Origin of the sequence: Sediminibacterium soli (genome assembly GCF_009939225.1) — a bacterium.
GTDB classification, from domain to species: domain Bacteria; phylum Bacteroidota; class Bacteroidia; order Chitinophagales; family Chitinophagaceae; genus Sediminibacterium; species Sediminibacterium soli.
The window spans coordinates 582186-606949 of record NZ_JAACJR010000003.1 but is presented as its reverse complement, the minus strand read 5'-3'; the positions used below and the strand labels follow the sequence as shown (position 1 = coordinate 606949).

General features: G+C 50.3%; 26 protein-coding genes. 9 read left to right on the top strand and 17 right to left on the bottom strand.

Annotated elements, in window-relative coordinates; all coding sequences use genetic code 11:
- The first annotated feature begins 144 nt into the window (after positions 1–144).
- The gene (locus tag GWC94_RS02785) at positions 145–1395 is read left to right on the top strand and encodes a DEAD/DEAH box helicase (protein WP_235918429.1); all 1251 of its coding nucleotides are present in this window, start codon (positions 145–147) and stop codon (positions 1393–1395) included.
- 99 nt (positions 1396–1494) lie between these two features.
- The gene (locus GWC94_RS02780) at positions 1495–2715 is read left to right on the top strand and encodes a serine hydrolase domain-containing protein (RefSeq protein WP_161833461.1); all 1221 of its coding nucleotides are present in this window, start codon (positions 1495–1497) and stop codon (positions 2713–2715) included.
- Positions 2716–2799: 84 nt separating this feature from the next.
- Here GWC94_RS02780 and GWC94_RS02775 read toward each other — a convergent pair whose 3' ends face one another.
- Positions 2800–3960: a glycosyltransferase family 2 protein gene (locus GWC94_RS02775; protein WP_161833460.1), complete on the bottom strand. Its 1161-nt coding sequence runs from the start codon at positions 3958–3960 to the stop codon at positions 2800–2802.
- 10 nt (positions 3961–3970) lie between these two features.
- The gene (locus GWC94_RS02770) at positions 3971–4897 is read right to left on the bottom strand and encodes a glycosyltransferase family 2 protein (RefSeq protein ID WP_161833459.1); all 927 of its coding nucleotides are present in this window, start codon (positions 4895–4897) and stop codon (positions 3971–3973) included.
- Between the two features lie 39 nt (positions 4898–4936).
- Between GWC94_RS02770 and GWC94_RS02765 the strand changes: the two genes are divergently transcribed.
- Positions 4937–5437, top strand: coding sequence for a hypothetical protein (locus GWC94_RS02765; protein WP_161833458.1), 501 nt, complete (start codon positions 4937–4939; stop codon positions 5435–5437).
- Here the strand turns inward: GWC94_RS02765 and GWC94_RS02760 are convergent.
- Positions 5431–6774 (bottom strand): lipopolysaccharide biosynthesis protein, encoded by a 1344-nt coding sequence (locus tag GWC94_RS02760; protein ID WP_161833457.1) that lies wholly within the window; start codon positions 6772–6774, stop codon positions 5431–5433. The genes GWC94_RS02765 and GWC94_RS02760 overlap by 7 nt on opposite strands.
- 75 nt (positions 6775–6849) lie before the next feature.
- Between GWC94_RS02760 and GWC94_RS02755 the strand changes: the two genes are divergently transcribed.
- Positions 6850–7644, top strand: coding sequence for a glycosyltransferase (locus tag GWC94_RS02755; protein ID WP_161833456.1), 795 nt, complete (start codon positions 6850–6852; stop codon positions 7642–7644).
- On the top strand, positions 7641–8420 hold the full coding sequence (locus GWC94_RS02750) for a glycosyltransferase (protein WP_161833455.1): 780 nt from the start codon (positions 7641–7643) through the stop codon (positions 8418–8420). Before GWC94_RS02755 ends, GWC94_RS02750 begins: the two co-directional genes overlap by 4 nt.
- Here the strand turns inward: GWC94_RS02750 and GWC94_RS02745 are convergent.
- From GWC94_RS02745 to GWC94_RS02720, 7 genes are read right to left on the bottom strand one after another with little or no spacing between them, the layout of a single operon-like run.
- Entirely contained in the window at positions 8389–9597 is a 1209-nt protein-coding gene (locus tag GWC94_RS02745; protein WP_161833454.1) for a glycosyltransferase, read from the bottom strand. The two genes, GWC94_RS02750 and GWC94_RS02745, sit on opposite strands and share 32 nt — an antisense overlap.
- Positions 9594–11093 (bottom strand): O-antigen ligase family protein, encoded by a 1500-nt coding sequence (locus GWC94_RS02740; protein WP_202628614.1) that lies wholly within the window; start codon positions 11091–11093, stop codon positions 9594–9596. The genes GWC94_RS02745 and GWC94_RS02740 overlap by 4 nt, the downstream gene beginning before the upstream one ends.
- Positions 11093–11218 (bottom strand): hypothetical protein, encoded by a 126-nt coding sequence (locus tag GWC94_RS16920; RefSeq protein ID WP_262886239.1) that lies wholly within the window; start codon positions 11216–11218, stop codon positions 11093–11095. The genes GWC94_RS02740 and GWC94_RS16920 overlap by 1 nt, the downstream gene beginning before the upstream one ends.
- Positions 11215–11949 carry an FkbM family methyltransferase gene (locus GWC94_RS02735; RefSeq protein ID WP_161833453.1) on the bottom strand — a complete coding sequence of 245 codons (735 nt, stop codon included), beginning with the start codon at positions 11947–11949 and terminating at the stop codon, positions 11215–11217. The genes GWC94_RS16920 and GWC94_RS02735 overlap by 4 nt, the downstream gene beginning before the upstream one ends.
- A gap of 11 nt (positions 11950–11960) precedes the next feature.
- Complete coding sequence (locus GWC94_RS02730) at positions 11961–13151, bottom strand: glycosyltransferase (RefSeq protein WP_161833452.1); 1191 nt, start codon at positions 13149–13151, stop codon at positions 11961–11963.
- Positions 13152–13166: 15 nt separating this feature from the next.
- On the bottom strand, positions 13167–15338 hold the full coding sequence (locus GWC94_RS02725) for a GumC family protein (RefSeq protein ID WP_161833451.1): 2172 nt from the start codon (positions 15336–15338) through the stop codon (positions 13167–13169).
- Positions 15335–16027: a TolC family protein gene (locus tag GWC94_RS02720; RefSeq protein ID WP_161833450.1), complete on the bottom strand. Its 693-nt coding sequence runs from the start codon at positions 16025–16027 to the stop codon at positions 15335–15337. The genes GWC94_RS02725 and GWC94_RS02720 overlap by 4 nt, the downstream gene beginning before the upstream one ends.
- 179 nt (positions 16028–16206) lie before the next feature.
- Here GWC94_RS02720 and GWC94_RS02715 point away from each other — a divergent pair, with 179 nt between their 5' ends.
- Entirely contained in the window at positions 16207–16821 is a 615-nt protein-coding gene (locus GWC94_RS02715; protein WP_161833449.1) for an acyltransferase, read from the top strand.
- Between the two features lie 52 nt (positions 16822–16873).
- On the opposite strand, the gene GWC94_RS02710 is transcribed toward GWC94_RS02715, so the two are convergent.
- The 7 genes from GWC94_RS02710 to GWC94_RS02680 form a co-directional block, all read right to left on the bottom strand.
- Positions 16874–17032: an HU family DNA-binding protein gene (locus GWC94_RS02710; protein WP_161833448.1), complete on the bottom strand. Its 159-nt coding sequence runs from the start codon at positions 17030–17032 to the stop codon at positions 16874–16876.
- Between the two features lie 101 nt (positions 17033–17133).
- The gene (gene clpX, locus GWC94_RS02705) at positions 17134–18378 is read right to left on the bottom strand and encodes an ATP-dependent Clp protease ATP-binding subunit ClpX (protein WP_161833447.1); all 1245 of its coding nucleotides are present in this window, start codon (positions 18376–18378) and stop codon (positions 17134–17136) included.
- 126 nt (positions 18379–18504) lie between these two features.
- Positions 18505–19143 carry a ClpP family protease gene (locus GWC94_RS02700; RefSeq protein WP_161833446.1) on the bottom strand — a complete coding sequence of 213 codons (639 nt, stop codon included), beginning with the start codon at positions 19141–19143 and terminating at the stop codon, positions 18505–18507.
- Between the two features lie 55 nt (positions 19144–19198).
- On the bottom strand, positions 19199–19888 hold the full coding sequence (locus GWC94_RS02695; protein ID WP_161833445.1) for a ClpP family protease: 690 nt from the start codon (positions 19886–19888) through the stop codon (positions 19199–19201).
- 252 nt (positions 19889–20140) lie between these two features.
- Complete coding sequence (tig, locus tag GWC94_RS02690; protein ID WP_161833444.1) at positions 20141–21505, bottom strand: trigger factor; 1365 nt, start codon at positions 21503–21505, stop codon at positions 20141–20143.
- A 130-nt stretch (positions 21506–21635) separates the two neighbouring features.
- Positions 21636–22844: a sensor histidine kinase gene (locus GWC94_RS02685; protein ID WP_161833443.1), complete on the bottom strand. Its 1209-nt coding sequence runs from the start codon at positions 22842–22844 to the stop codon at positions 21636–21638.
- A gap of 136 nt (positions 22845–22980) precedes the next feature.
- Complete coding sequence (locus GWC94_RS02680; RefSeq protein ID WP_161833442.1) at positions 22981–23349, bottom strand: response regulator; 369 nt, start codon at positions 23347–23349, stop codon at positions 22981–22983.
- 255 nt (positions 23350–23604) lie between these two features.
- On the opposite strand from GWC94_RS02680, the gene GWC94_RS16655 reads away from it, so the two are divergent.
- From GWC94_RS16655 to GWC94_RS02670, 3 genes are all read left to right on the top strand, one after another.
- Positions 23605–23784 (top strand): hypothetical protein, encoded by a 180-nt coding sequence (locus GWC94_RS16655; RefSeq protein WP_202628613.1) that lies wholly within the window; start codon positions 23605–23607, stop codon positions 23782–23784.
- Between the two features lie 23 nt (positions 23785–23807).
- Positions 23808–24290, top strand: coding sequence for a hypothetical protein (locus GWC94_RS02675; protein ID WP_161833441.1), 483 nt, complete (start codon positions 23808–23810; stop codon positions 24288–24290).
- Between the two features lie 76 nt (positions 24291–24366).
- The gene (locus GWC94_RS02670; RefSeq protein WP_161833440.1) at positions 24367–24720 is read left to right on the top strand and encodes a 4-fold beta flower protein; all 354 of its coding nucleotides are present in this window, start codon (positions 24367–24369) and stop codon (positions 24718–24720) included.
- Positions 24721–24764 lie beyond the last annotated feature (44 nt).

The window sequence follows — 24764 nt, the reverse complement described above, 5'->3', positions numbered from 1 at the left end:
TCTTTGCATTATCATATACTCTCTCTACAGACTGATCACTCTTCCGTGACAAAGTTTCATCAGATCAAATACGGGCAGGTTATATAGCATACGGCAGATATCCGTGTGTTCACCCTAAATCATTTTATTTTGACATTTAAAGAATTGAATCTGATTGAGCCGATATTACAGGCGCTCAAAACAGAAGGCTACACAAACCCCACACCCATTCAGGAACAATCCATCCCGGTCATATTACAGGGGCGCGATTTATTAGGTTGCGGACAAACCGGCACAGGTAAAACAGCCGCTTTTGCCATACCTGTACTGCAATTGTTACACACATCAAAAAAAGATAAGCCGGCCGGCAAATCGATCAAAGCGCTTATCCTTACACCAACCAGGGAACTTGCCATTCAGATCGAAGAAAGTTTTGCGGCTTATGGCAGGCATCTTAACCTGAAACAACTGGTGATCTTCGGCGGCGTATCACAGCATCCGCAAACACAGGCTTTGCGCGGTGGAGTGGATATCCTGATCGCAACACCGGGCCGGCTGCTTGATCTTGTTCAGCAGCGTTTCATCGACCTATCGCAACTGGAATATTTTGTACTGGACGAGGCTGATCGCATGCTCGATATGGGTTTTATACACGATGTAAAAAAGATCGTCAATATTATCCCGGCTAAAAGACAGACCTTGTTTTTTTCTGCCACAATGCCAACGGAGATCACGAAACTGGTCAGCACTATTTTGCATAACCATGCCAGGGTAGAAGTTACGCCTGTTTCATCCACCGCGGAAACGATCCGGCAATCCATTTATTTCGTGGAGAAATCAGACAAGAAAAATCTCCTCGCGCATCTTCTGAAGGATACCGCCATCAAAAGTGCGCTGGTATTCACCCGCACCAAACACGGCGCAGATAAAGTGGTAAAAGACCTTGTACGGGCAGGTATTACCGCAGAGGCGATCCATGGCAATAAATCACAGAACGCAAGACAGCGTGCGCTGACTAATTTCAAATCGTTTCAAACCCGCGTACTGGTAGCTACAGATATAGCAGCGAGAGGAATTGACGTAAACGAGCTTTCGCACGTGATCAATTTCGAGCTGCCCAATGTTCCGGAAACCTATGTACACCGTATTGGCCGTACAGGGCGTGCCGGCGCAAACGGCGTTGCTTTTTCTTTCTGTGACCAGGAAGAAAAAGAATATCTCCGCGATATTCAAAAACTGATCAACCAGCCTATTCCGGTTGTGAACGATCACCCGTTTGCCATGACGGCCGCCTCCCTCCCCACCGTAAAATCCCTGCCGCAGACGCCTTCCCAGAAGCCACATGGTCAGCGCAGATCATTCAGGGGTGGCGACAGCAGGCGCTATTCGGCGAACAGAAATTCCGGCAGAAAATAAATCAGTCGATACCCGATCATCCAAAGCAAGGCATGTCCTTGCTTTTTTGCTTTACAGAAGCGCCGTTACCGGTGAGATTATTTGGTTAATTTAGTAAGCATGTTAAAGCCTACACTACTGCTCAGCCTGCTGTTGACCGGCATGGCTGTATCCGGTCAGAAAAAACAGACTGTCCAACCTTATTTTCCGCCCCCTGATTCCTGGGAACGAAAAACACCCAGGGAACTCGGATTAAATACCGACAGGATCAACGAGGCCATTGCACTGGCAAAAGCAGCTGAATCAAAGAATCCGAGGAGCATGGAGGTCAACCATTACCAGACCTTTGGCAAAGAACCTTTCGGCGAAGGCATCGGGCCTTTTGCAGACCGTGGCGATGCCACCGGTATCATCATATACAAAGGCTATATCGTGGCAACCTGGGGCGAGCCGCTGCGCTGCGACATGACCCACAGCGTTACCAAAAGTTTTCTTTCGGCAACCGTAGGTTTGGCGGTTGATCAGGGACTGATCAGGAACGTGCACGATACGGTTGCGGATTATGTACCGCCGGTGGAACTGTTCACACCCGGGCAGGCCGGCCGTTCTGCAGACCTGATCGGGCAGCCGCAGTTGCTGCAGCCTTTTGCAACCGCGCATAACCGAACCATCACCTGGGATCATCTGCTGCGACAGGTGAGCGACTGGGAAGGCACTTTATGGGGCAAACCCGAATGGGCCGACAGACCCGATCCCGATGCTTCCAAATGGCGGCGCCAGAGAAATGCGCCGGGTACCGTTTATGAATACAACGATGTACGTGTTAACCTGCTTGCACTGGCAGCCACCGGTGTATGGCGCAGACCCCTGCCGCAGGTGCTGAAGCAGTATATCATGGATCCTATCGGCGCATCCAATACCTGGCGCTGGACGGGTTACCGCAATGCATGGATTGTACTCGACGGCCAGCCTGTGCAGTCTGTCAGCGGCGGCGGTCACTGGGGCGGCGGTATGTTCATCAACGCATACGATATGGCCAGGTTCGGATGGCTCACACTCAACCGCGGCAAATGGAACGGCAAACAACTGCTCAGTGAACAATGGGTGCAGCAATCCTTAACACCTACGCCCGTTAAACCCGACTATGGTTATATGAACTGGTTTCTGAATACCGGCAAAAAACTACTGCCCTCCGCTCCCGAATCGGCGTTCATGCATGTGGGCAACGGCAACAACATCATCTATGTGGACCCCGAGCACCAGGTAGTGGCGGTCATCAGGTGGATAGACGGCAAAAGCCAGGACGGGGTGATTGGGAAGATACTGGAAGCGATGAAGTGATTTGAAAATTTGTGGATTTGAAAATTTGAAAATGGGGAGAATAAGGCCTATTGACTGTTAAACAATTGAGGTCGCCGGCCACTGTTACTCCTTTCGCTTTGCCTTTTCCCAGACACCTGTTTGCGGTTTTTGGCGCAGGTAACGGAGCATGCCGGCGAGTACGGCGTAGTTCATGACACAGAAATAGTATGGGATAAAAAGGATCTTGACCCTGATCGATTTTTTCTCGAACAGCCAGCCCATAACAGCGGAAGCATAGAAGGCTATCTGCATAACCAGCAGCAGACGGTACAGCCAGCCGGCATCATCGGCTACCATCAGTATGTTTAAAACAAAAGCAAGCAGCATCAGTAAGGGTGCGGCAGTCCAGCGTAGTACGCGGTGACTGATGTACTGGAAAGAAAGCAGGGGGCGCGGGAACGGGTTCAGCAACTGTTTCAGCCATACCATGGATTGAATACCACCCGAGGCAATGCGTATTTTCCGTTTTAACTCTTCCTCCACGTTGGCAGAGGATTTTTCCATGGCATAGGCATCGGGTTCATAGATGATGCGATAACCTTTTAGCACGATCATCATCGAGATCATGAAATCATCCAGCAATGCATTCTGCGGTACGGGCTGGTATAAACTGGTGCGGATGCTGAACAGTTCCCCGGCTGCACCCACCACAGTGTAGAGTTCCGAATCCCATTTTTTAAGCTTCGACTCATAGCGCCAGTAAAAACCCTCTCCCGCGGTTGCATCGGATCTTGCATCTACCTGCACTCTTTTCTCGCCCGATACCGCACCGGTTTCCGGATCGGCATAGTGCCGCATCATCAAACGCAGTGCTTCCCTGTTGAGAAAAGTATTGGCATCGGTATACACAACGATATCCGTATCCACTTCCTTCATTACACGGTGTACCGCGGCAATCTTGCCGCTGCGCTCCTCCTTGTGCATCAGTTTTACCTGCGGAAAAGCAGCCACTGCGGCAGGTGTTGCATCAGTGGAACCATCGGTTACCACGATGTAGGTTATCTTATCCGCCGGGTAATCGAGCGATAAGGTATTTTCTATTTTGGCCCTGATGATGTTCTCTTCGTTGTATGCTGCAATAACGACGGTCAGCGACGGTGTATAGGGAGTGGAAGGCAATATCCTTTTTTTTGCAAGGAACTTAACCGCGACAAACAGCACGATCCCGTACCCGATATAGGTATAAAACACAATGAATAACGATAACCAGAAAAGAATGGCCATATTGGTTCAATTAAGGTTTCCAACCGGTATCGGCACTGTTTACATTGTGTGTAAGGTTCCAGGCAATAGCGCGCAGCAGCTGGCGCGTAAAACCGCGCTGTTTTTCCCTGATATAAGACAGGATATTCCTGGGCGCCACAACAACTGAAAAATAGAGGTAAAAAACACAGCGCTGGTGCCATGCCGCATTGCGTCTGATGAAAAGAATACGGTTGCGGTTCATGAAATATTCTTTAAGCGCGCTTTTTTTTCCTACGGAAACCGATTCCTTGTGATAGATCAGCGCCTGCATGTTCACCCATATCTCATAACCCGCACGCCTGATGCTTTCGCACCAGTCGAGCTCTTCATAATACAGGAAATAATTTTCTTTCATCAGCCCTGCTTTCTCCATCGCTTCCCTGCGTACCATCATGGCAGCGCCGTGTGCAAATGCCGTGGCACCAACCAGCGAATCGTACTGGCCCCTGTCTTTCTCAAACTGGCCGATGCAATGGTTCCTGGCAGTATAGTAGTTCATCGGCGAATAGCCCGCGTACTGCAGCGTATCGGGCTGCCGGTGGTAGCGGATCTTGGGCGAGACCATCCCTACCTGGGGGTGGGCATCCAGTGTATCAGCCAATATATCAACCAGTTGGGGTGTGAATTCGGTATCGTTATTGACAAGAAAAAGATACTGCCCCCGCGCCTGCCGGATACCGATATTGTTTCCCCCGGCAAAACCCGTGTTTTTTTTGCTGCGTATAAGGGTTACGGCTGGGAATTCCGCCTCCCAGCTTTCCGGCAAAGGGCTTGTTGTACTGCCATTGTCTACCAGGATCAGTTCCAGCTCCCGCTGCGTTTTGTGGCTGGCTATCGAATCCAGTAGTTCTTTTGTGACACCAGGTTGGTTGAAATTTACCGTGACGATGGATATATTTTTTTTAGTTTCGTTCATGGTGATACAGGCGGAGCAGCCTGGTAAAAATATTCAAACTTGACCATAAAGCCACATATATCGTCTCCTTTAACCGCTTCCGGCGGTGCCGGTAAAAAAATGGATGCACTGATCGATTCGCTGCGCGAAGAAGAGATCAGCGCGGAAGAGATCGCTCAACTGCAGCAGCGTTTTGAGGAAGCCATCAGCCAGTTACCCGCTTACCGGGAAACAGGCTCCGCCGCCCAGGCCAGACCGGTTTTCAGTGAGGATTCACTGCTGCTGGTTTGCCGTCACAATGAAAAGATCAGGTTGCAGAAAAAAGAAGCGGAGCGAAGGAATATTTCCAACACTTTTCGTGTGATCGTGTCGTTGCTGATCATCATGCTGGGCTTTGCCATGATCATCTTACCCACGCCGCCCAGTTTTGAGATCTATACCCTGTTCCTGTTCAACGACAACGATGGCTTTACGCTGATGGACCTGATCTCGCTGGTGATCGTTTTTGCGGGCATCTATGCACTGGTAACCGCGGTATACCGGCAACAGAAAAACTATTGATCCGATCGCTTCTTTCGGTATTTATCCAATACCAGTAATCTCAGTTCCCGGTAACCGCCGGAATACAATTCCCAGAGCGAAAAATGCCGGTACCTGCGCAATGCATAATACCCCACCAGTACACCGATAAGCGTTGGGATAAAGGTGGTAACGGCAACACCATAAATATTTCCGAGCACGGAAATACCCACCACATCGCCGAGTATATTAAAGAACAGCATCACGAACACTTTGATAAAATTGATCCTGGGCTGGTGTATCACGTCAAGCGTCAGGGCCAGGAACCTGTCGGCCGGGTACAGCAGGGCAAAAGTCATAAACAGCCGCAGCACATTGGCCGCTTCGGTATGGATGTATTTGCCGCCGCCAATAACCGCCACGGCCACATCGGCCAGTACTACGGCGATTACCGCCACGGGTATCAATGCCACCGTGATCATGCCAATATACCGCCCCGTGATAAGTATCACGCGCTCGCGCTGCTGCCGGTTAAACGCTTCCGACAGCGAGGGCATGGCCGTGGCGGCAAAACTGCGCAGGGGAATTTCCACCACTTCCATCAGCCGCTGACCCAGGTTATAGATGGCCAGCGCTTCGGGGCCCAGCATAAAATTGATGATAAACGTATCGGAGCTCCTGAAAAGATTGGCGCCGAAAGTGGTGCCCACACTGAACTTGCCGAAATGGAACATATCGGAAATACCCTGCCTGCTGCGTCTGGCAAGCGTTTTCAATCCGGCCCATCCCCTCGCCATCGTAAACACGCTGGTGATGATGGCGGCAACAAGGTTGGCATAAATGATATTCTGAAGATTGCTGTGCCCGGTGGCGATCAACCCGATAATACCCAGTATAAACAGGGCCTGGCTCACAAAACGGATATACAGCAGCCTGTCGAACCGCTGCTGCGACTGCACCACGCAGGAAGCGATAAACGAAGGCAGTGTACAGAGATAGGTGATGCCAAACCATTTGAGAAAAAAAAGCAGGCCCTGGTTCGTGATCAGACCGGTGAAAAAAAACGCGGGTATGTTCAGGAGAATAAAACCGCCGGTAATGCAAAGCGCGATATACCAGGTAGCGCCCAGTATTTCATCGGCCCGGCGGGGTTCTGCACCCGCATGGAATTTGATAAAAGCGGTGGTGATAAACCCTGCCCGGAAAGTATCGATCAGCAACAGCGTGGATTGAAAAAACACCCATACGCCCAGTTCAGCCCGTGGCAGGGCGCGGTACAGCACCGCCGCTATCACCAGCCCGAACACCGACATGGTAGCATTACCCGCAAGCGACAGGAAATATTTATTACGGGTATAGGTCAGGATCTTTTGCAGCATGCGGAATGAAAATACGCACAATTAAATTCATAACTTCGGATCAATCTTACCCGGAATAAATGTACGTTTTTAACGATGGAAAATTCAGCCCGCCAGTTTAAAAATGTAAGCCTGCTGGTAACACACTATAACCGCAGCCGTTCACTGGAGCGGTTGCTGAACGCTTTCCGGGATCTCTCCTGCTCTTTTGGCGAAGTGATCGTTTCGGACGACGGCAGCAGGGAAGAACATGTTTCGGTGCTCAGGGAAATTCAGCAGCGTTTTTTTTTCAAGCTGGTGACGGCACCCGTTAACAGAGGACTTGGCAATAACATCAACAAGGGACAGGATGGGGCAACGCTGCCCTATACATTGTATGTACAGGAAGACTTCGAGCCGTCACCGGTTTTTCCGGAGCATTTTGCAGATGCGCTGGCGATGATGGAAAAAGACAGGGGACTGGAGATCGCACGTTTCTACGCCTATTTTTCTTATCCCTATACAAAACCTTACGGACAGGGTTTTTCCGAAATGGTGTTTCACGGAGAACCCTGGTATACCAATCACCTGAAATTTTATTTTTACAGCGACCATCCCCATCTTCGCCGAAGCGATTTTTTCTCGAGGTTCGGGCGCTATGCAGAGGGCGTTTCGGGCGACCGTACCGAATACCTGATGAGTCTTTCCTTTATCAGGCACAAAGCAAGAGGGATCAGCTATGATGCATTCACAACGCTGTTCCACCAGAAAAATTCACCGGACGAGCCAAGCACCATGGGAAGATCTGACTGGCGTCAAAGCAAAAATCCACTGGTGCTTACGCTGCGGCACTTCTACCTCAAAATAAAATTTCTCCGCTGGAGCTTTGACCTGTTATCCAAAAAGCCATGACAGCAACAGCAGCCCGTTTCCCAGAGGTTACCTTACTCGTAACGCATTACAACCGCAGCAGCTCGCTGGAACGGTTACTGCGCTCCTTTGCCGCCATTCATTGCAGTTTCGGAGATATCGTAGTGTCTGACGATGGCAGTAGCAGCGAACACCTGCACCGGTTGAAGGAACTCGAGGCCGAACTGGATTTCCGGTTGGTAACCACGCCTGTGAACAGGGGTCTGGGGAATAATATCAACAAAGGCCAGGACGCGGTAACAACAGCCTATACTTTGTATGTGCAGGAAGACTTTGAACCGGCGCAGGATTTTGCCGTTCATTTTGCCAATGCCATGAGCATTATGCAGGAGCGGCCTGAGATGGATATGGCCAGGTTTTACGCCTATTTCAAATACCCTTATCTCAAACCCCTCCGCAATGGTTTTTCCGAAATGATCTTCCGTATTACGCTGCCGGGTTATAAAAAATTCTTCTACTACAGCGATCACCCGCACCTGCGAAGAAGCAATTTCCTGGAAAAATTCGGCAGGTATGCAGAAGGCGTAAAGGGCGATGTAACGGAGTATCGTATGATGCTTTCCTTTCTCCGGAAAAAAGGAAAAGCCATCTATTACGACAAGTACAGGGAGCTTTTCTTTCAGAAGAATTCAGCGGCGGAGCCCAGTACCATGAAAAGGAATATGCTGCGCGAGAGCAACAATATCTTTATCCATCTTGCGCGCGAAATATACCGCCACCTGAAGTTCAACAGGGATTACCTTTTTCGAAATCGCTGATATGCCGGTAGATCTCGTTCACATGCGCTTCCCATGAATGCTGCGCGGCGCATTGTTTTCTCTCTCCCTGTTTCTGCGGTGAGTCTTCGTGCAGTGCCTGTTCTATCAACCGTACATAGTCTTCGGGCGTGGTGCCGAGGTAGGTATACCCTTCAAAGATCGCTTTCATGAATTCTGTTTTGGTGGCCACCACCGGTTTACCCATTGCCAGGTACTCGTCTATTTTACGCGGATAGTTACCGATCGTCACTTCGTTGATCAGCTGGGGATTGAGGCAAACATCAAACACTTTGATAAACTGCGGCAGTGTATCGGGAGGTTTGCTGCCTAAAAAATGAATATTGGGATGCAGGTGCAGCCTGCTTGCCTTAAACACATCGTCTTCCGGGCCAACCAGCACCACATTCCATTCGGGTCGCGTGGTGGCAATATGTTCAAGGATGGCCAGGTCAAGCCGCAGGCTTTGCAAAGCGCCCACATAGCCGATCACCGGTTTTCTGAACGAACGCATTTCCGGGGCAACGGGTATACCGCCCTTATCGGTAAACAGGGCAAGATCGCAGCCCTGGCCTACATAATAGGAACGCAGGTTGAACTTACGGCAATGATCGCGGAAATGATACGAGTTGGTGCAGCAGATGTCGCTTTTGGCGATCAGCAGCGGTTCCAGTTTTTCGCCGTGCACCTTCCAGTAATCCACGCCCAGTATAAAATCGCGGTAATAGTAAATGCTGGTCTTGGGTTGCAGGTGTTCTTTCAGGTAAAAACTGCGGAGTATATCGTTGTCGTTGAACAGTATCACATTTCTGAACCCAAGCCGCGCAAGGGCTTTCCGGATAGCGCCGGCATATGATTTTCCGTTGCGTTTGTTAAGCCAGGTAAACAGCGCATCGTTCCTGATCCAGTTAATGGATTCGGCCATCACATCGGGGAACAGGTTCCAGAATTTCTCGCCGATCTGCACCAGCCCGTCTTCCTTACCCCTGATCACATTCATGCGCCTCACCACCTTGGGATCCTGTTTGTTCTTCCAGTAAGTGGCGCGGTCAAGCGGGTAATTCACATACAGCACGCGGTTCTTCCTGCTGAATTCAATCGCCACGTCACGGCAGTTACTGCCGATCTCGGTATCCCAGGGTTGAAGTCCCACCACAACAATATCCCTGTTTTCTATCATGGTAATGGTTTCTGCATTTGTCTATCCAGCCGGTTTGTGACAACGATGATGGCCACCACCAGATAAAAATAAATGTTTGTGGGGAACTGCACCAATGCTTCCTGCGGGTAGTTGCCGATGTTGAGGGCAAATACGATCAGCACCATAGCCAGGCAATACGTTTTCAGCTCCGGATCGCGTATGCGGTAGTAATTGTCGATACCCGTTTTCAGTATCACGAACATCAGCACGCAGAATAACAGCAGTCCCAGCCAGCCAAGTTCCACCGCCACCCGTACATAGCCGCTGTCGGGAGGAAAATTGGCCAGGAAGGAATACGGCGCAAAACGCTGTCCCCAAACCCCCGTGGCACCCAGTCCGCCCCCAAGCGGGTGCGAGAGTATGAACGGTTTTATGCGTTCCTGGTTTGTTTTACGCGTGTTGAAAGAAGCATCGGCAGAAGGTTTGAATGCCGATTGAAAACGCTGTATCGTAGGATTGCCAATGGGCACAAAGATCAGTCCGGCAATCATTACCCCCAGTGCGGCCATTACCAGCAAGACTTTTCTGCTCAGGTTGATCACTGCATAAAAAACCATGGCCGCCGGCACCATCACATAAGCGCCCCTTGTACCGGAGAACAGCATGGAATACAGGAACAGCAAGGTAAATACGACCAGCAGCACTTTCTTCCAGGTGGCTTGGGTATTTACGGCGATGCAGGCGCAGAGGATACTGCTGATCACCATGGTATACGAAAACACAACCGGATCGGAGAGAAACGAGAATTTACGCCACTGCCCGGCGATGAACAGCAGCTCGCGTACCATCGGATCCGAGTTCAGCCATTCCTGCTCAGATCCCGAAAAACCGATAAACTGCTGCTTTAAGGCATACAGGGCCACCAGTACGGCAAGCAATATCCATGTTCGGATGATCAGCCGAAGAAAATAAATCGTTCGTATCTGCAGGGCAAAAATGAAATAGGTGAGCATCACAAAAGCCACCGAGCGGATGGTATATAACCAGGCCAGTCTGGATTCTGCCGAGGGATTACCCGCCTGGAACAAATTGTAGGCGATCCATACCAGTATCATGATACCCACCGGGTGTTTTACCATGCTCCAGTCCCGGTATTTTTTCTGTTTGATAAAGAACCCCAGTATCAGCAGTGCCTCGATACCATCGATCAGTGTTCCGGCCGGAAAATCAATGCCCAGGCGGATGATTGCGAATACCAGATAAGCCAGCACCAGCATGGCCATGATGCCGAATTGCGGGTAAGCCACCACCGCGTATACCAAAGGAATGGCGAATATGCCCACGAGCAGCAGCACACCCGACTGCAACCCGCCAAAAGCCGTGATACAGGCAATCCCAGCTGCAGCGACAAGAAAGAGTGCCACTCCGAGCCAGTTATTCATTTTTTCTTCCATGAGCTTCCGGTAAAGCCAGGTCCTGATGTCTCTTTTTTTGTGTGAAGCAGGTATCAATATGGTATCTCGGCTATTGTTCATCAGAAGAACAATATTTTAATAAAGAAACCGAATACGCTCAGAAAAGCCACCGCCAGTGCCAGCTTCCGCTGTGGCGGAAACCGGCCGGCTTCTTCTTTTGTATGGGGAATGATCCGCATAGTCATGACACTTTAGGTACAAAGAAAAAATTGATCCCTTCCTGTCCGTTAAAATCTGCCAGTGCATTGTCCTGGAATATTTTTACCGCGTAGCCCATACTCCGTATATAGTCCAGGCAAAGGCTTCTTCTTTCGTTCTCCCACAACTCGCAATAGATAACCGGTTTGTGTTTCTCGAGCAATCCCTGGGCGCCCTTGAGCACATAGTATTCGAAGTTCTCCACGTCTATCTTGATGGCCGATATTTTTTCTGCGGCAATAAGTTCGGGTATCTGGTCGAGCCGCTGCACCGGTACCGTAAAGAACGCTCCGTCATTTTTCCTGCCTGCTTCCACCACATGACTTAATCCTTGCATATTGGAACTGCCCACCACCGGCACCACCATTTTTATTTCTCCGGCAGCATCGCCCAGCGCTGTTTTGAAAAGACGGATATTTTTCAGTCCATGGTGTTTCACCACTCTCTCGATGGTACGCTGGTTGTCGGGTATCGGCTCAAAAGCAAATACCTCGGCCTGTGTATGTTTTGTAGCGATGCTCGCCGCCATCACGCCGATATTGGCGCCGATATCAAGCACGGTGCTTCTGTTATCAGGGATCATGTCCAGGAAATACAGGAACTCCTTCTCATGCCCGCCGCCCCACTGCATTCTTTTAATGCTGAAAAGGGCAAACACATAGAGATAGTTGCGGTACCCCAATAGCTTCTGGCAGAACGAACGTAGCAGGTTCTTCATAACAATGCGTTTTATTTTGGCCCGGAAGCTTCTCCCTGGTCTTTGTGGTAATGCTGTGTGGCAACGGAATACCGGTTGGCCTGCCGCACTTTCGCCAGCGACAATACCTGGTAAAATACAAAAACAGGAATATTCCACAGCGACCGGTATATCCTCCGGTCCGTTCCGGATTGTACCAGGGCGATGGCAAAGGCAAGAATAAAACAAAGGAAGGCCGCCATCCAAAGCATTACCGCCGCCACATCTCCCAATAACAGGTTTACCGTAAAGCAGGCGATGGAAGCCAACAGGAAAAGAAACAGCGGTGGCCGGAGCAGTATAACAGAAAAAGCAAACTGGTTCCAGTTAGCCTTAGTGAGCGATCTGGAGAGCAACCCGAATCCGAATGAAAAATAACGGAACCAGGTATTGATCCACCTGGCCCGCTGTTTGACCAGCTGATCGGCGCGGGATGTTTTTTCATCATACACAATGGCCAGTTCGTTAAAAGCAATGCGGTACCCGCGTGATATGATCTCCTTCTGCAGCACTTTATCGAACCCGGCGCCGCTGACGTCGAGCGCCTCCAGGCATTCGCGGTACAATGCCACCGTAAACGCCATGCCTGATCCGGCCAGTGTTGCCGAAGAGCCGATGCCAAACAGCAGTTTGCCGTCGTAAAAATGATAATAGATATCGCGTGCCGCATCGAGGCAGGCATACGTGGTATCGAGGTTCTTGGCTTTACGCTCGCCCTGCACCGCAGAAAAACCGGCTTTGAAATAACGGTTCAGCTCAGAAAGATAATCGGGTGTAACGATGTTGTCGCTGTCGATGATCGTCAGGTGCGTGTGCAGTCTTCTGAAATGCCGTATCGCATAAAAATGCGAGCGTGTATTCGATGCCAGTGTTTTTTCGGGCCGAAGCAATACCACCCTTTCATCGGAAAAAGAAAGCCCGCTGGTATCGCACTTGTCGGCAACGACATACACCAGGTAACGGGTATACGACGACTGCAATATAGATGCCACCACAGAAGGGATCGAATCGGTTTGCTCGTATGCGGTAACAATGATGGCATAATCCGGATCCGAACCCGGCTGCAGCGAAAGGGGTTTGCGCGGTATGCATTTATACAGCACAAACAGCACCAGCGGCAACACCAGGTTATAGCCCGCCAGCACCTGCAGCACAGTCCATCCAAACAGTATAAACGACCACATGGCGCTTTTTTTGGGTTATTTGTTTTTTCGCCTGGCTTTGCCGGCCACCACCTTGTTCATCAGCCAGCCGATGAACCTGCCATTGATGGAATTGAGGTATTTGATATGCTGCTGTTTCTGCGCCGGAGTAACGCTGTACCCCGCTTCATACACCGCGAGGGTTTTGTCTGCAACAACGATCCACTCTTTCGATTTGCTGAGTTCGCGCAGCGAGGGCGTATCGATGATAACCATATCGAACCTGGTTGCCAGCGCCTGCAGCTTTTGCCTGGCAATATCCTGGTCTACGATTTCGAATAAAGAAATATCCTTTGGTCTGCTGGCAAGTACCGCCAGGTGTTTGTCGTTGCCCAGTTGCTCCAGCGGTATCTTACTGGTTAAATAGTCTTCGAGCAGCAGGGGGCTGGGTATGGTCTGGCTTATATCGGGTTTATCAAAATGGCCGTCTATCACCAACACTTTTTTACCTGCGCGTGAGTAGGCATAAGCAATATTCAGTGCCACAAATGTTTTTCCTTCTTCCGGTTTGATACTCGTGATCGCCAGCAGTTTGTCGGTACCCATCTGCTCGCTGATCTCGAACCGAATGGACCGGATCATGTTTTTATACTCCTCCGTACGCGTGATATCGTAATCGCCGTTCCATAATTTCTTGAGGTCTATTTCGTCGTTGCCCATGAAGGGAAGCGTGCCCAGAACGGGATGCCCTGTTTCGCTGGCCAGCTCGTATTCCGTTTTGATATTGCTGTCTATATAGAACAGGATGAACAGCACAAATACGCAGAACGCAAAACTGATTACGCCGCTGAGGATCACCAGCAACATTTTCTTCGACGGGGCGGCAGATCCCGGCATACCGTATTCTATCTGTCTGATACGTGTTGCCAGACTGGAACTGAGGCTTGCCTGGTTGAATTTGTTCAACGCATCCAGGTATTCCTTGCTGGCCACATCGATCTTTTCTTCGTAAGCCTGCACATTGGCTTCGTGCGGAACCAGGTTGCTTACCACTTTGTTCAGCCGGACCACTTCCTGCTGCAGCGACTGAATACTGTGTCTTGCCATATCCAGTCCCACTTCCGCGTTGATCTTTTGCACAAGCAGGTTCTCCTTGGTGGTAAGCGGGCTCATGGTGTACCTGTCTGCCGATTCCGTGATCTGGCCCGATATCACATTACGCAGCGAGTCTATCCGGATCTTTAACACCGGGTCGTAGTTACTGCGTATATAAGCTTCCGTCAGTGCTTTCAGCTGGTTGGTGTTGTTTACGATATCCTGGTTTACACGGCGGGTGGTGCTCTCGATGAATTTTTTATCGTTCGGATCAAACTTGCTGTCGATATTCCTGAGTACACCGTTATATCCCTCCACATCCTTGCGCGCCACCTCCAGTTTTGTTTCGATGTCGGCGATCTGTCCGTAGAGTACCCTGGCCTGTTCGTCCAGGTTCAGTATCCGGTTCTGGATCTTGTACGATTTCAGCTGCTCCATCGTCAGGTCCATCACGGCCTGTTTGTTCTTCCGCAGGCTGTCAAGGAATACCATCGAACGTACCTGGTTGGTTTTGGTGGCCGATGCATAATACCTGATGAATTCCGCCGTAAGCTGGTTCACCACGAATGCCGACAGCAATGGATTATCCGAGCGGAATTCCACATCGATGTAGTCGCTCCTGTTTACCCGGTAGATCGCAATCTTGCTTTTCAGCGACTCCTCGTCGTAACCCATCGATACCAGCACCAGTTTCAGTCCGGCCTGGTCCCTGTCCCACAAAACAAGCGGTTCCGCTTTTGCGTATTTTTCTGAGTACACCTGTATCGCATGCCTGATGGCGTCCTTGTTCAGGTCGTTCATCAGATCGCTTTTCCTGCGGAAAGCGGAATCAGGTTTGGTGATATCGTGCAGGATCAGCTGGTACGAGACCTGGTCATAGATCCTTTTCAGTTGCATAACCTGCATGATATTGCTGAACTCCTGGTCAATCCTTGATTCCTGCAGAAAGGAAAGGTTATCGAGTATCTGCTCCGACTGTTCCACCAGCCCTGTGGCAATACGGGCCTTGGACACATATTCGTTGGGCAGCTGGCGCACCAGAAAATAGGTGATGGCCACGGTAACCACCGGTATGGCGATCAGGATGAACGCATACCGGCTCAGCATTTTCATGAATTTGCCTAAGTCGATCATTTGATGTCTTCCAGTTTTTTAACGACCAGTTCTTCCAGGCTGCTCTTGGCCACCAGCAATGCACCCTGTGATTCGATCACAGACTGCCTGCGGTCTGCATATACCAGCAACGACCTGCTGTATTCCTCAAAGGTTGTCTCTGATTTTTCGAATTTGTAACGCAACTGTTTCATCGCATTCTCCGCATCCACCAGACCCTGGCTCATTGCCTTGAGCATGGTGAGTTCTTTTACATAACGGAAATAGCGCATCTTCACCTCCGCTTCTATGTTCAGGTTGTATTCTTCCTTGTCCAGTTTGCTGATGGCCAGTTGCTCCCTGGCCTGCCGGATATTGTGCGGCTTGGTGATCAGCGAACCGATGTTCACAAACATACCCAGCTGGTAACCGTTGAACAGACTCGGGTTTACCAGCGTGGTGGAATTGTTTGGACTGTAGAGATAGGAAAACGTGAAAATATCGAACCAGGACAGCCTGGCTTTGGTAATATTTGAATTGGCGATATTGATGCGGTGGTCAAACGAGCGCATCTTGGGGTAGTATTTCCTGGCCGTATCGATGAGTTTGCCAAGAAAGGGATAGGATACTTCGTCGTTGACATTAACCGATTCCTGCGCCTGCAACCCTGTTTGCAGCGCCAGTGCCAATGCCGCTCCTGCAAAAAAATTCCTGCAAAAGGATCTGCCCATAGATTGCTTCTTTACAGTTGACCCAAAGGCGACAGCCTGAGGAGGGTTGGTCATACAGCTGCTTTGGGTTAAAGTTAGTAAAACTAAGGTTTGAACCCTATACCCGGAAAGGAACGGATTAGCTGGATCTTTGTTGTGTTATCTGTTGAAAAAATATAACTTGAAGTATATTTTTATCCATGTCGCTGAAAGAAAAGATCAACCAAAATCCGCGTCTGAAGAAATGGGTGCACGGCGCGCTGGTACGCACCCATGAAGCACGTCCGCGTACCTGGGTAAAATGGTTCGTGAATCCCTTTGTCCATAAAAAAGGCCCGGGTGCCGTCATACGCCGGCGCACGCGCACCGATGTGCTGCCTTTCAACCGCTTTGAACTGGGAGAGCGTTCGATCATCGAGGATTTCAGCACGGTCAACAACGGATCGGGCGATGTGATCATCGGGCATCATACCCTGGTTGGTATGAGCAATGTGATCATCGGGCCGGTAACGCTGGGCAATAACATCATCCTTGCACAGCATGTGGTGATAAGCGGTCTTAACCATATATACGAAGATGCATTGCGCCCCATCGCTGACCAGCATGTAAGGACTGCGCCGGTTGTGGTGGAAGACGATTGCTGGATCGCGGCCAATGTAGTGATCACCGCGGGCGTAACCATTGGCCGGCATTCGGTGGTGGCAGCGGGTTCGGTGGTTACCAAAAACGTACCCCCTTTCAGTATTGCAGCCGGAAACCCGGCCCGGCTGATCAAACAGTATGATGCGGAAAAAAAAGAATGGGTAAGGGTATAACTACAGAAAAAAGCCAACCCGCTGACTTATGCAATGCCGGAAAATAACGGTCTTACTCTTCATTGCCTCCCGCGGAAAAGATCTGGTCAACGGCGCCGCCCAGCATAGGGAATTTCTCTTTCACAAATCCGGCGATGGTCTCCACGGCTTTCCGAGCCTGATCGGGTGTAAGACCTGCTTCCTGTACAAGGCGATTGATGAGTTCGTTCATGGGAGATTCGTTGTGTGTGCAAGATAGGATGAAAAGATGAACAAGAATAAGCCCGTGTATTCACACGGTGCCCGCAGCGGCGTTCTGGCAGAATGTATTCTTTACGCCACTTTCAATGTGCTGAGTTTGCTCTTACCGAACATTCTCTCTGCATAGTCCAGTGTAATATGCAACTTCTGCTCGCCGGTGCCCGGTAATTCGAACATGGCATCAGTGAGGATGCTTTCGCAGATACTGCGTAAACCCCTTGCGCCCAGTTTGTATTCGAGCGCTTTGTTCACCATGAATTCCAGCACCGCGTCTTCGATGGTAAGTTTGATGCCTTCCAGTTCAAACAAACGCGAGAACTGCTTGATAAGCGAGTTCTTTGGTTCGGTAAGAATGCTTTTCAGCGTTTCGGCATCCAGCGGATTCAGGTGGGTGATAACGGGCAAACGGCCCAGCAGTTCGGGTATCAATCCAAAACTTTTCAGGTCCTGTGCATTGATGAACTCCAGCATGTTCTTCCGGTGGTGTTCCTGCACATCTTTGTTCACGTTAAAACCGATCGCGTTGGTGTTCACCCTCCTGGCTATCACTTTGTCGATGCCGTCAAAAGCACCGCCACAGATAAACAGGATATTGCGGGTGTCTACCTTGATCATTTTCTGCTCGGGATGTTTGCGGCCTCCCTGTGGCGGCACCAGCACTTCGGTGCCTTCGAGCATTTTCAGCAGCCCCTGCTGTACGCCTTCGCCGCTCACATCGCGGGTAATGGAGGGGTTATCGCCTTTGCGGGCTATCTTGTCTATTTCATCCACGTAAACGATACCGCGCTCGGCGGCGTTTACATCGTAATTACAGTTCTGCAGCAGGCGGGTGAGCATGCTTTCCACGTCTTCTCCCACATAACCGGCTTCGGTGAACACGGTGGCATCCACGATGGCAAAAGGTACATTCAGCAAACGGGCAATGGTTTTGGCCAGCAGGGTCTTGCCGGTGCCGGTCTCGCCCACCATTACGATATTGCTTTTTTCAATCTCCACTTCATCGGCCTGCTGTTTCAGGTTTACCCGCTTATAGTGGTTGTAGACGGCCACGGCCAGCACTTTTTTTGCCTCGTCCTGACCGATCACATATTCGTCGAGGAATTTTTTGATCTCGGCGGGACGGCGCACATTCAGTTTAAAATTACTGCCGCCGCCGGGGGTATCCTGGTGCTTGGCGGTGAGTTCCTGTGCGATGATCTCCTGTGCATGTTCCACGCAGTTCTCACAGATATGACCGTCCTGGCCGGCAATAAGGATCTTGACCTCATCGCGGCTGCGGCCACAAAATGAACAATGCAATTGAGAAGATTTTGCCATAGTTGGATATTTCTTGCAGCAACAACCGGAAGACAGCTCCTGCAGCAAATCGTTGCAAAGCTATTACAGTTCAGCCGTTTCTGCCTGAATTTGGGATAAATGATCTATAAAAATGCCGTGCCCAAGCTAGATTTCTGTCATCACAGCGTCCACAATGCCATAATTTACAGCCTCTTGTGCGTCCATCCAGTAATCCCGGTCAAAATCCTTCAGTATTTGTTCGGGTGTTTTGCCGCAATTGGTTGCGAGGATTTTGGCGCCCAGTTCCTTGGTTTTGCGGATCTGGTTGGCCTGTATTTCTATATCGGCGCTGTTGGCCTGGAAATACCCGCCCAGGCTTGGCTGGTGGATCATCACCTCGCCGTGCGGGAAAATAAAGCGCCTGCCTTTTGCGCCCGCGCTCAGCAGGATAGATCCCATACTGGCAGCCAGTCCCATACAGATGGTGCTCACCGGGCTTTTGATAAGTTTCATCGTATCGTAGATCACCATACCGCTGGTAACCACACCACCCGGGCTGTTGATGTAAAATTTGATCTCTTCGCCGCTTTTATCGGCATCCAGCAGCAGCAGCCGCGATACCACTTCGCGTGCAGACTTATCGTCAACCACTCCCCAGAGATATACCGCCCTTCTTTCGAAGAACATTTTCTCCAGTTTCTTGGTCATAAAATCGTTCACCGGATGCTCCTGCACCGGCTCATTTTTGGGATCGTTTTCCTCGTCGTCGTTAAAACGGGGACCTGTATAGGTTGATTGGATCATGTTCTTCGTGTTTATTGGCGTCGTAAATGGTAAGGCGTACATCTCTGTCAGCCGCTTATTTTTTTTCCTTTCTCGGATTTGTCAGCAGTACCTCGTCTATCAGACCGTATTCCTTTGCTTCCTGGGCCGTCATCCAGAAATCGCGGTCGCTGTCGCGAACAATGGTTTCTGCATCCTTACCGGTATGGTGCGCCGTGATATTATAGAGCTCCTGCTTGAGTTTCCTGATCTCTTTGGCAGTGATCTCGATATCGCTGGCCTGGCCGCCGATGGCGCCGCTGGGCTGGTGAATCATTACCCGGCTGTGACGCAGTGCCGTTCTTTTGCCCGGAACGCCCGCGCAAAGCAGTATCTGCGCCATGCTGGCCGCCATACCCGTACAGATCGTGGCCACATCGGGGTTGATAAACTGCATGGTATCGTAAATGCCCAGTCCTGCATACACGCCGCCGCCGGGGCTGTTGATATACATCTGTATATCGCGGCTCCTGTCGGTGCTCTCCAGGAACAGCAGCTGTGCGGTTACGATATTGGCCACATAATCGTTGATGCCCTCGCCAAGAAAGATGATGCGGTCCATCATCAGTCGGCTGAACACATCCATACTGGCCACGTTCAGCGGTCTTTCTTCTATGATATAGGGGGTAAGGCTGGTAAATCCATTCTGCCTGAAATTATGCAGCGTGGCACTTGAAATACCACGGTGCTTTACGGCATATTGTTCAAATTCTTTTCCCGGATTCATATATGCTATCAATTTTTCGCTTTGAAGATAAGTGATTTGCCCCTTTGGGAATGTTTACAAAACAAATACTGTGCAAAGCTGTTTTTACGACAGTTAGTCAGGGCGAAGCGGCCGAAAATCGCCATTTCAAAAGCAGGCAGCAGAAAATACCTCGGTACCGGTACAAAAAAACCGGGCCATTGGCTGGCCCGGTCGGGTATGGTTAGCGTGCGCGGTGTTATTGCCAGATACGCAACTACCGCGCGCTGTTTATCAATGGTGGTGGTGATGCAGTTTTTCGGCAAAAGCTTCCGAGCTGATCGCTTCTTCTTTTGCCTCCACCTGGCTTTCCAGCTGGCTGAAAAGCTTGTCGGTGCTGATCCTGTGGTAGCTGTCTTCCACAAATTTCCTGTCCTGCATCATGCGGTTGGCATAATCGTCCACCCACTGCTGGTTATCGCCCAGTGCACCCAGCTGGCCGCCCATATAGCTGAACAGCTGCTGCTTGGCAAAGTCGCGGATATCATCGGGCAGCACCTCGATCTTGTTATCCTGTATCAGCTTACTGCTTACCAGTGTCCATTTCAGCTGGTTCACAAAAGTCGGGTAATCGTTTTCTGCCTCTTCGGCAGTTTTGGGCTGCTCGCCGCCGGTCTGCAACCAGCGTTTCAGGAAGCTTTCCGGAAATTCCATGGTGGTATGATCCACCAGGTAATGATAGATCTGGTCGTGCACCTGGTTGCGCGCCTGCTGTGCAAAATGGGCTTCGATATCGGCCTTGATCGCATTCCTGAAATCGGCTTCCGTTGCAATGTCTTCGTTATTGGGATAAACCGCTTTGAACAGCTCTTCGTTAAGCTCCGCTTTTTCGATCAGTCCCACTTTGGTGATCAGCAGGTTAAAATGCCTGGCGCTGTCTTCTTTTTGCAGACCCAGGTCCTGGAGGATGGCTTCGCGCTCTTTTTCGTCAAAAGCCTTATCCAGCTGCAGCGACACGGTATCGTTGTTTTTCTTCCCGACCAGGTTCTTGCGGAAATCGGCGGAAAAATATTTAACCAGCAGTGAATTGTCTTTGGTTACGCCGCCTTCCAGTTCGTTACCGGCCGCATCTGCTTCAATAAATTTTACATTCAGCACATTTTCCTCGCCGGCTACCGCTTCGGGTTCCGTCATCTTGCCATTGCGTGTCTGCAAACGCTCCACTTCTTCCTGCACCATGGCATCGGTAACATCCACTTTATAACGGGTAACATGGATCTTTTTGGCATCGATATCGAAAGCGGGTTTCAGACCGATCTCGAAAGCAAACTGGTAGTCGGCAGGATTGTTCATATCCAGCGCGCGCGCATCGCTGTCGAGCGGCAGCGGCTGTGCAAATATTTCGAGTTGCTCGTTGTTCAGGTAAGCGTTCAGTTCGGTTTCCACCTTGCGCAGCACTTCGTCGGTAAATACGCCCTGTCCGTACATTTTCTTCACCAGGCCGGCCGGCACCATGCCTTTGCGGAAGCCGGGGATATTGGCTGATTTCGCATATTTTTTCAGGCTTTGCTCAAAACCCTGGTAATAATCGTCTTTTGATAAGGTAACGGTCAGCTTGTCATTCAGCAGGCTGATGTTTTCTCTGGTAACAGAAGCCATAATTGTTGTTTTAAAATTCGGGCTGCAAAGGTAAGGGTTTTACGCTTTGGGACACGGCTCCGGGCCAACTGCTTTTCGCCCAAACCCGCCGCCGGTCGGTTTGGGCAAACCGGGCCGGCCTGTTAACTGCCTAAGGAATAGGAAAATAGCAGTGAAAATGGGCGCCAGTGCCCATTGTGCCTTCGGCGGTGATGAACCCGCCGTGTATGTCCATGATCTTACGGCAGATGGCCAGGCCTATGCCCGAGCCCTTGTACATGCCTTTCTGGTGCAGGCGGTGGAAAATCACAAAAATGTCTTCTGCGGCCTCCTGTGCAAAACCGATGCCCTGGTCGGTAAAGGTATACCGGTTGTAGCGGGTGCCGGGCAGTGCCGCCGGGTGGTTAATGGAAGCCGCATCATAATCCCTGCAGCCAACCTCCACAATCGGGTGTGTATTTTCCTTGCGGAACTTGATGGCGTTATCGATCAGGTGATGGAAGAGCAGGTTGAGCAGGAAAGGATAGCCCTGTATCTCGGGCATATTTTCCTGGCAGGCGATATTGATCTCGATATCGGGCCAGCCGCGGCGCATATCGTCCTGTATGCCCTGCAGCATCGCAATAAGATCCACCGCCTGCAGGTCGGTATCGTGGGTATGGATACGTGAATAGGAAACAATGTCTTCCGTAAGCAGTTTCATTTTCTGGATGGCCGACTGGGCCCTGCGTACGTTGGCCTTGCCCTCATCGGTGAGGTTCCTGGCATCATGGCTGATAATGAACTCCAGGTTGGTATACAGTTTCCGCAGCGTATCGGTGTAGTCGGTTGCGGCGATGGAGTTGAATGTTTTCAGCTCGGAGTTCAGGGAAGCCAGCTCGCGGTTATTGATCAGCAGGGTGCGGTTGAGTTCGTGGATCTTTTCTTCCGCCTGTTTCTGCTCGGTGATATCTTCCCATACATTCACCAGGCCTTCGCCAAAGGGCGAGTCGGTTACCAGGTACCAGCTGTTGTTTCCGTTTGCGGTCAGGTGCACTTCGTGCGACCGGCTGCTGCCGCTGTTGACCACCTGCGCCATCTGCTGCAGCTGCGCCTGGTATTCGGGATATTCTGCCAGCAGCTTTCTTCCGGCCAGGTCCTGGCGATCGGGGAAGGCAACACTTTTCTTTCCCAGCAGTACAAACTGGAAATCTATGATCTCACCGGATTGATTACGGATGGCATTAAATATATGTATGCCACTGTGGAAGGTGTCCAAAACGGCCTGTAACAATACAGGGTGACTGGCATGCGTAATGCCGAACGAGCTGTTTTTCTCCATACAGTTATCACCCGCATCGCAGGGAATACATACCTGCATCAGGCCACAATTCTCAACAAAAAAACAAAGAGATTGCCCGTGTTAAGGCAAAGCCAGAGTATGCAGAAGTATGTATTGATTCCGGCTAAAAGCGGTAGGAAACAAAGATAACGAACTGGATGTAAAAAACGTAATCTTATAAAAACGCCTGCAGCAGCGTTGGCAATTCCTTCATGTTATAGGGTTTGCGGATGCATTGGACCGCCCCCTGCTGCAGGGCTTTGGCAGAAAGCGTGCTGTCCATGGTGGTGGAATACATCACAACGGGTATGGCCTGCCATTCCTCATGCGCTTTGAGCGCGCGCAAAGTATCCAGCCCATTCATTTTGGGCATGTTGAAATCGAGCACAATAAAATCGGGACGGATGTGCTCCAGATGACGAAACGCTTCTTCCGCACCATTGGCCCATGTGCATTTGCAGATAATATCGGCATCGAACAGGGCATTCATGAACATTTCGGGCTCATCCAGGTCATCATCAATCAGCAGTATATGTTTTTCCATAGGTATTATTAATATGAACACAGCTTTCCCCAATGGAGTAAGGTGTAAAAAAAAGGCAGTGTTAAACAGTGAAAATCTGTAAACGAGTGTTTACGGTAGAGATGTATTGGACCTGCCGCGGTAAACGGCCGTAACTCAAAACTAAGTGATATGGAATTGATGGCAAATTTTTTTTCATGCGATCGCACGCGGCGGTGGGAATATCCCGCTATCCGATGGCATGAATTTGGTCGTATGATTGGGAAATGATCAGTTATGACTAAAAATAACCAACAGCCAAGGGAGCGGATGCAGGTGATCAACCAGAAAAAAGCAAAACCCGAAAACAAAGACGATATCGACAGCCGGAAAAACGAGGAGTGGCAGACAAAAGGAAATGATGTTACGCATACGCACAAGGAACATCATTCCAAAAAACCGGGTACACATCGGTGACTGCGTAAAAAAATCCACAGCAAATGCAGACACCGCTGTTCAGAAAAAGCCATGTACGCGATTATCTGCGGTATGGAACGATGGCAGCAGCGGGGTACCTGGCCGCCGAACTCGTGTTTGTACTGAAGGATGATTTCAGGTATGCCTGGTGGTTGTATATGGGTAATTTTTTCTTCCTGTTATTTATCGCCCTCCACGTGGTAAAGCTGGCGCGCAGGCCCCACCTGCATTTCAGCGCCATGACCATACTGGGCGTAGCGCATCTGACAACCCTCACCGGTATTGTGTTCGCCTGCGTGTTATCCGCTATTACGTTACTGATCCTGCATCCCCACGCGCTTGCCCATGCGCCGGCAGCCAGCGGGGGAAGACTTAACGGCTTATGGTTCATGGTCTTTCTGAATGCGGGTCTGGTCAATTTCAGCCTGGGTTCGTTTTTTTCCGTGCTGGCTTCCGGCGCCATACACTGGCGTCGCAGCGGAGAACGTCCTGCTTTGCCTTCCTGAAAAAACCGTTTATTACCTTACTGTTAACTATCTGCAGCGGCATTGCCGTCAGGCAATCTGTTAATAATTTTAAGTCATGCAGGCGCTATATAACCACGCGGGCGAAGTTGTTGCCTATCAATACCAGCATATGCTGGTGCATCCGGATAACCTGAAGGTACTGGGATTGATACTGGGCAACTGTGTGTTCAGTAACCAGGCCAATATGCTGGGCAAACTGTTCCAGCAAAAAGTTTACAACCTATCGGGCGAAGTGCTGGCCAGTAAAGACGAAGCCTCCCTTCCCCTGCCGCAGTCTTTCGACACCACCGGCAGTATCATGGAAGCATGGCAGATACTGGTTAAGATCAGGGATCATTCCTGTCCCTGGGTGACGGCCAAAAATAACTGGTCGCATTCATCGCTGGGCGAACTGCTGTATGCGGATTAACAGCAGAACAGGCAATTAACAAATTGAAAAATCAGGTAAAAAAT

Bases quoted from the DNA above. Each gene is read 5' to 3' on its own strand.
- GWC94_RS02695 (WP_161833445.1), bottom strand. From the start codon at position 19,888: ATGAATCCGGGAAAAGAATTTGAACAATATGCCGTAAAGCACCGTGGT.
- GWC94_RS02680 (WP_161833442.1), bottom strand. From the start codon at position 23,349: ATGGAAAAACATATACTGCTGATTGATGATGACCTGGATGAGCCCGAA.
- GWC94_RS16655 (WP_202628613.1), top strand. From the start codon at position 23,605: ATGACTAAAAATAACCAACAGCCAAGGGAGCGGATGCAGGTGATCAAC.
- GWC94_RS02740 (WP_202628614.1), bottom strand. From the start codon at position 11,093: ATGAACAATAGCCGAGATACCATATTGATACCTGCTTCACACAAAAAA.
- clpX (WP_161833447.1), bottom strand. From the start codon at position 18,378: ATGGCAAAATCTTCTCAATTGCATTGTTCATTTTGTGGCCGCAGCCGC.
- GWC94_RS02670 (WP_161833440.1), top strand. From the start codon at position 24,367: ATGCAGGCGCTATATAACCACGCGGGCGAAGTTGTTGCCTATCAATAC.
- GWC94_RS16920 (WP_262886239.1), bottom strand. From the start codon at position 11,218: ATGACTATGCGGATCATTCCCCATACAAAAGAAGAAGCCGGCCGGTTT.
- GWC94_RS02770 (WP_161833459.1), bottom strand. From the start codon at position 4,897: ATGAACGAAACTAAAAAAAATATATCCATCGTCACGGTAAATTTCAAC.
- GWC94_RS02700 (WP_161833446.1), bottom strand. From the start codon at position 19,143: ATGATCCAATCAACCTATACAGGTCCCCGTTTTAACGACGACGAGGAA.
- GWC94_RS02720 (WP_161833450.1), bottom strand. From the start codon at position 16,027: ATGGGCAGATCCTTTTGCAGGAATTTTTTTGCAGGAGCGGCATTGGCA.
- GWC94_RS02715 (WP_161833449.1), top strand. From the start codon at position 16,207: ATGTCGCTGAAAGAAAAGATCAACCAAAATCCGCGTCTGAAGAAATGG.
- GWC94_RS02730 (WP_161833452.1), bottom strand. From the start codon at position 13,151: ATGTGGTCGTTTATACTGTTTGGATGGACTGTGCTGCAGGTGCTGGCG.
- GWC94_RS02780 (WP_161833461.1), top strand. From the start codon at position 1,495: ATGTTAAAGCCTACACTACTGCTCAGCCTGCTGTTGACCGGCATGGCT.
- GWC94_RS02710 (WP_161833448.1), bottom strand. From the start codon at position 17,032: ATGAACGAACTCATCAATCGCCTTGTACAGGAAGCAGGTCTTACACCC.
- GWC94_RS02750 (WP_161833455.1), top strand. From the start codon at position 7,641: ATGACAGCAACAGCAGCCCGTTTCCCAGAGGTTACCTTACTCGTAACG.
- GWC94_RS02725 (WP_161833451.1), bottom strand. From the start codon at position 15,338: ATGATCGACTTAGGCAAATTCATGAAAATGCTGAGCCGGTATGCGTTC.
- GWC94_RS02775 (WP_161833460.1), bottom strand. From the start codon at position 3,960: ATGGCCATTCTTTTCTGGTTATCGTTATTCATTGTGTTTTATACCTAT.
- GWC94_RS02685 (WP_161833443.1), bottom strand. From the start codon at position 22,844: ATGCAGGTATGTATTCCCTGCGATGCGGGTGATAACTGTATGGAGAAA.
- GWC94_RS02735 (WP_161833453.1), bottom strand. From the start codon at position 11,949: ATGAAGAACCTGCTACGTTCGTTCTGCCAGAAGCTATTGGGGTACCGC.
- tig (WP_161833444.1), bottom strand. From the start codon at position 21,505: ATGGCTTCTGTTACCAGAGAAAACATCAGCCTGCTGAATGACAAGCTG.
- GWC94_RS02675 (WP_161833441.1), top strand. From the start codon at position 23,808: ATGCAGACACCGCTGTTCAGAAAAAGCCATGTACGCGATTATCTGCGG.
- GWC94_RS02745 (WP_161833454.1), bottom strand. From the start codon at position 9,597: ATGATAGAAAACAGGGATATTGTTGTGGTGGGACTTCAACCCTGGGAT.
- GWC94_RS02755 (WP_161833456.1), top strand. From the start codon at position 6,850: ATGGAAAATTCAGCCCGCCAGTTTAAAAATGTAAGCCTGCTGGTAACA.
- GWC94_RS02760 (WP_161833457.1), bottom strand. From the start codon at position 6,774: ATGCTGCAAAAGATCCTGACCTATACCCGTAATAAATATTTCCTGTCG.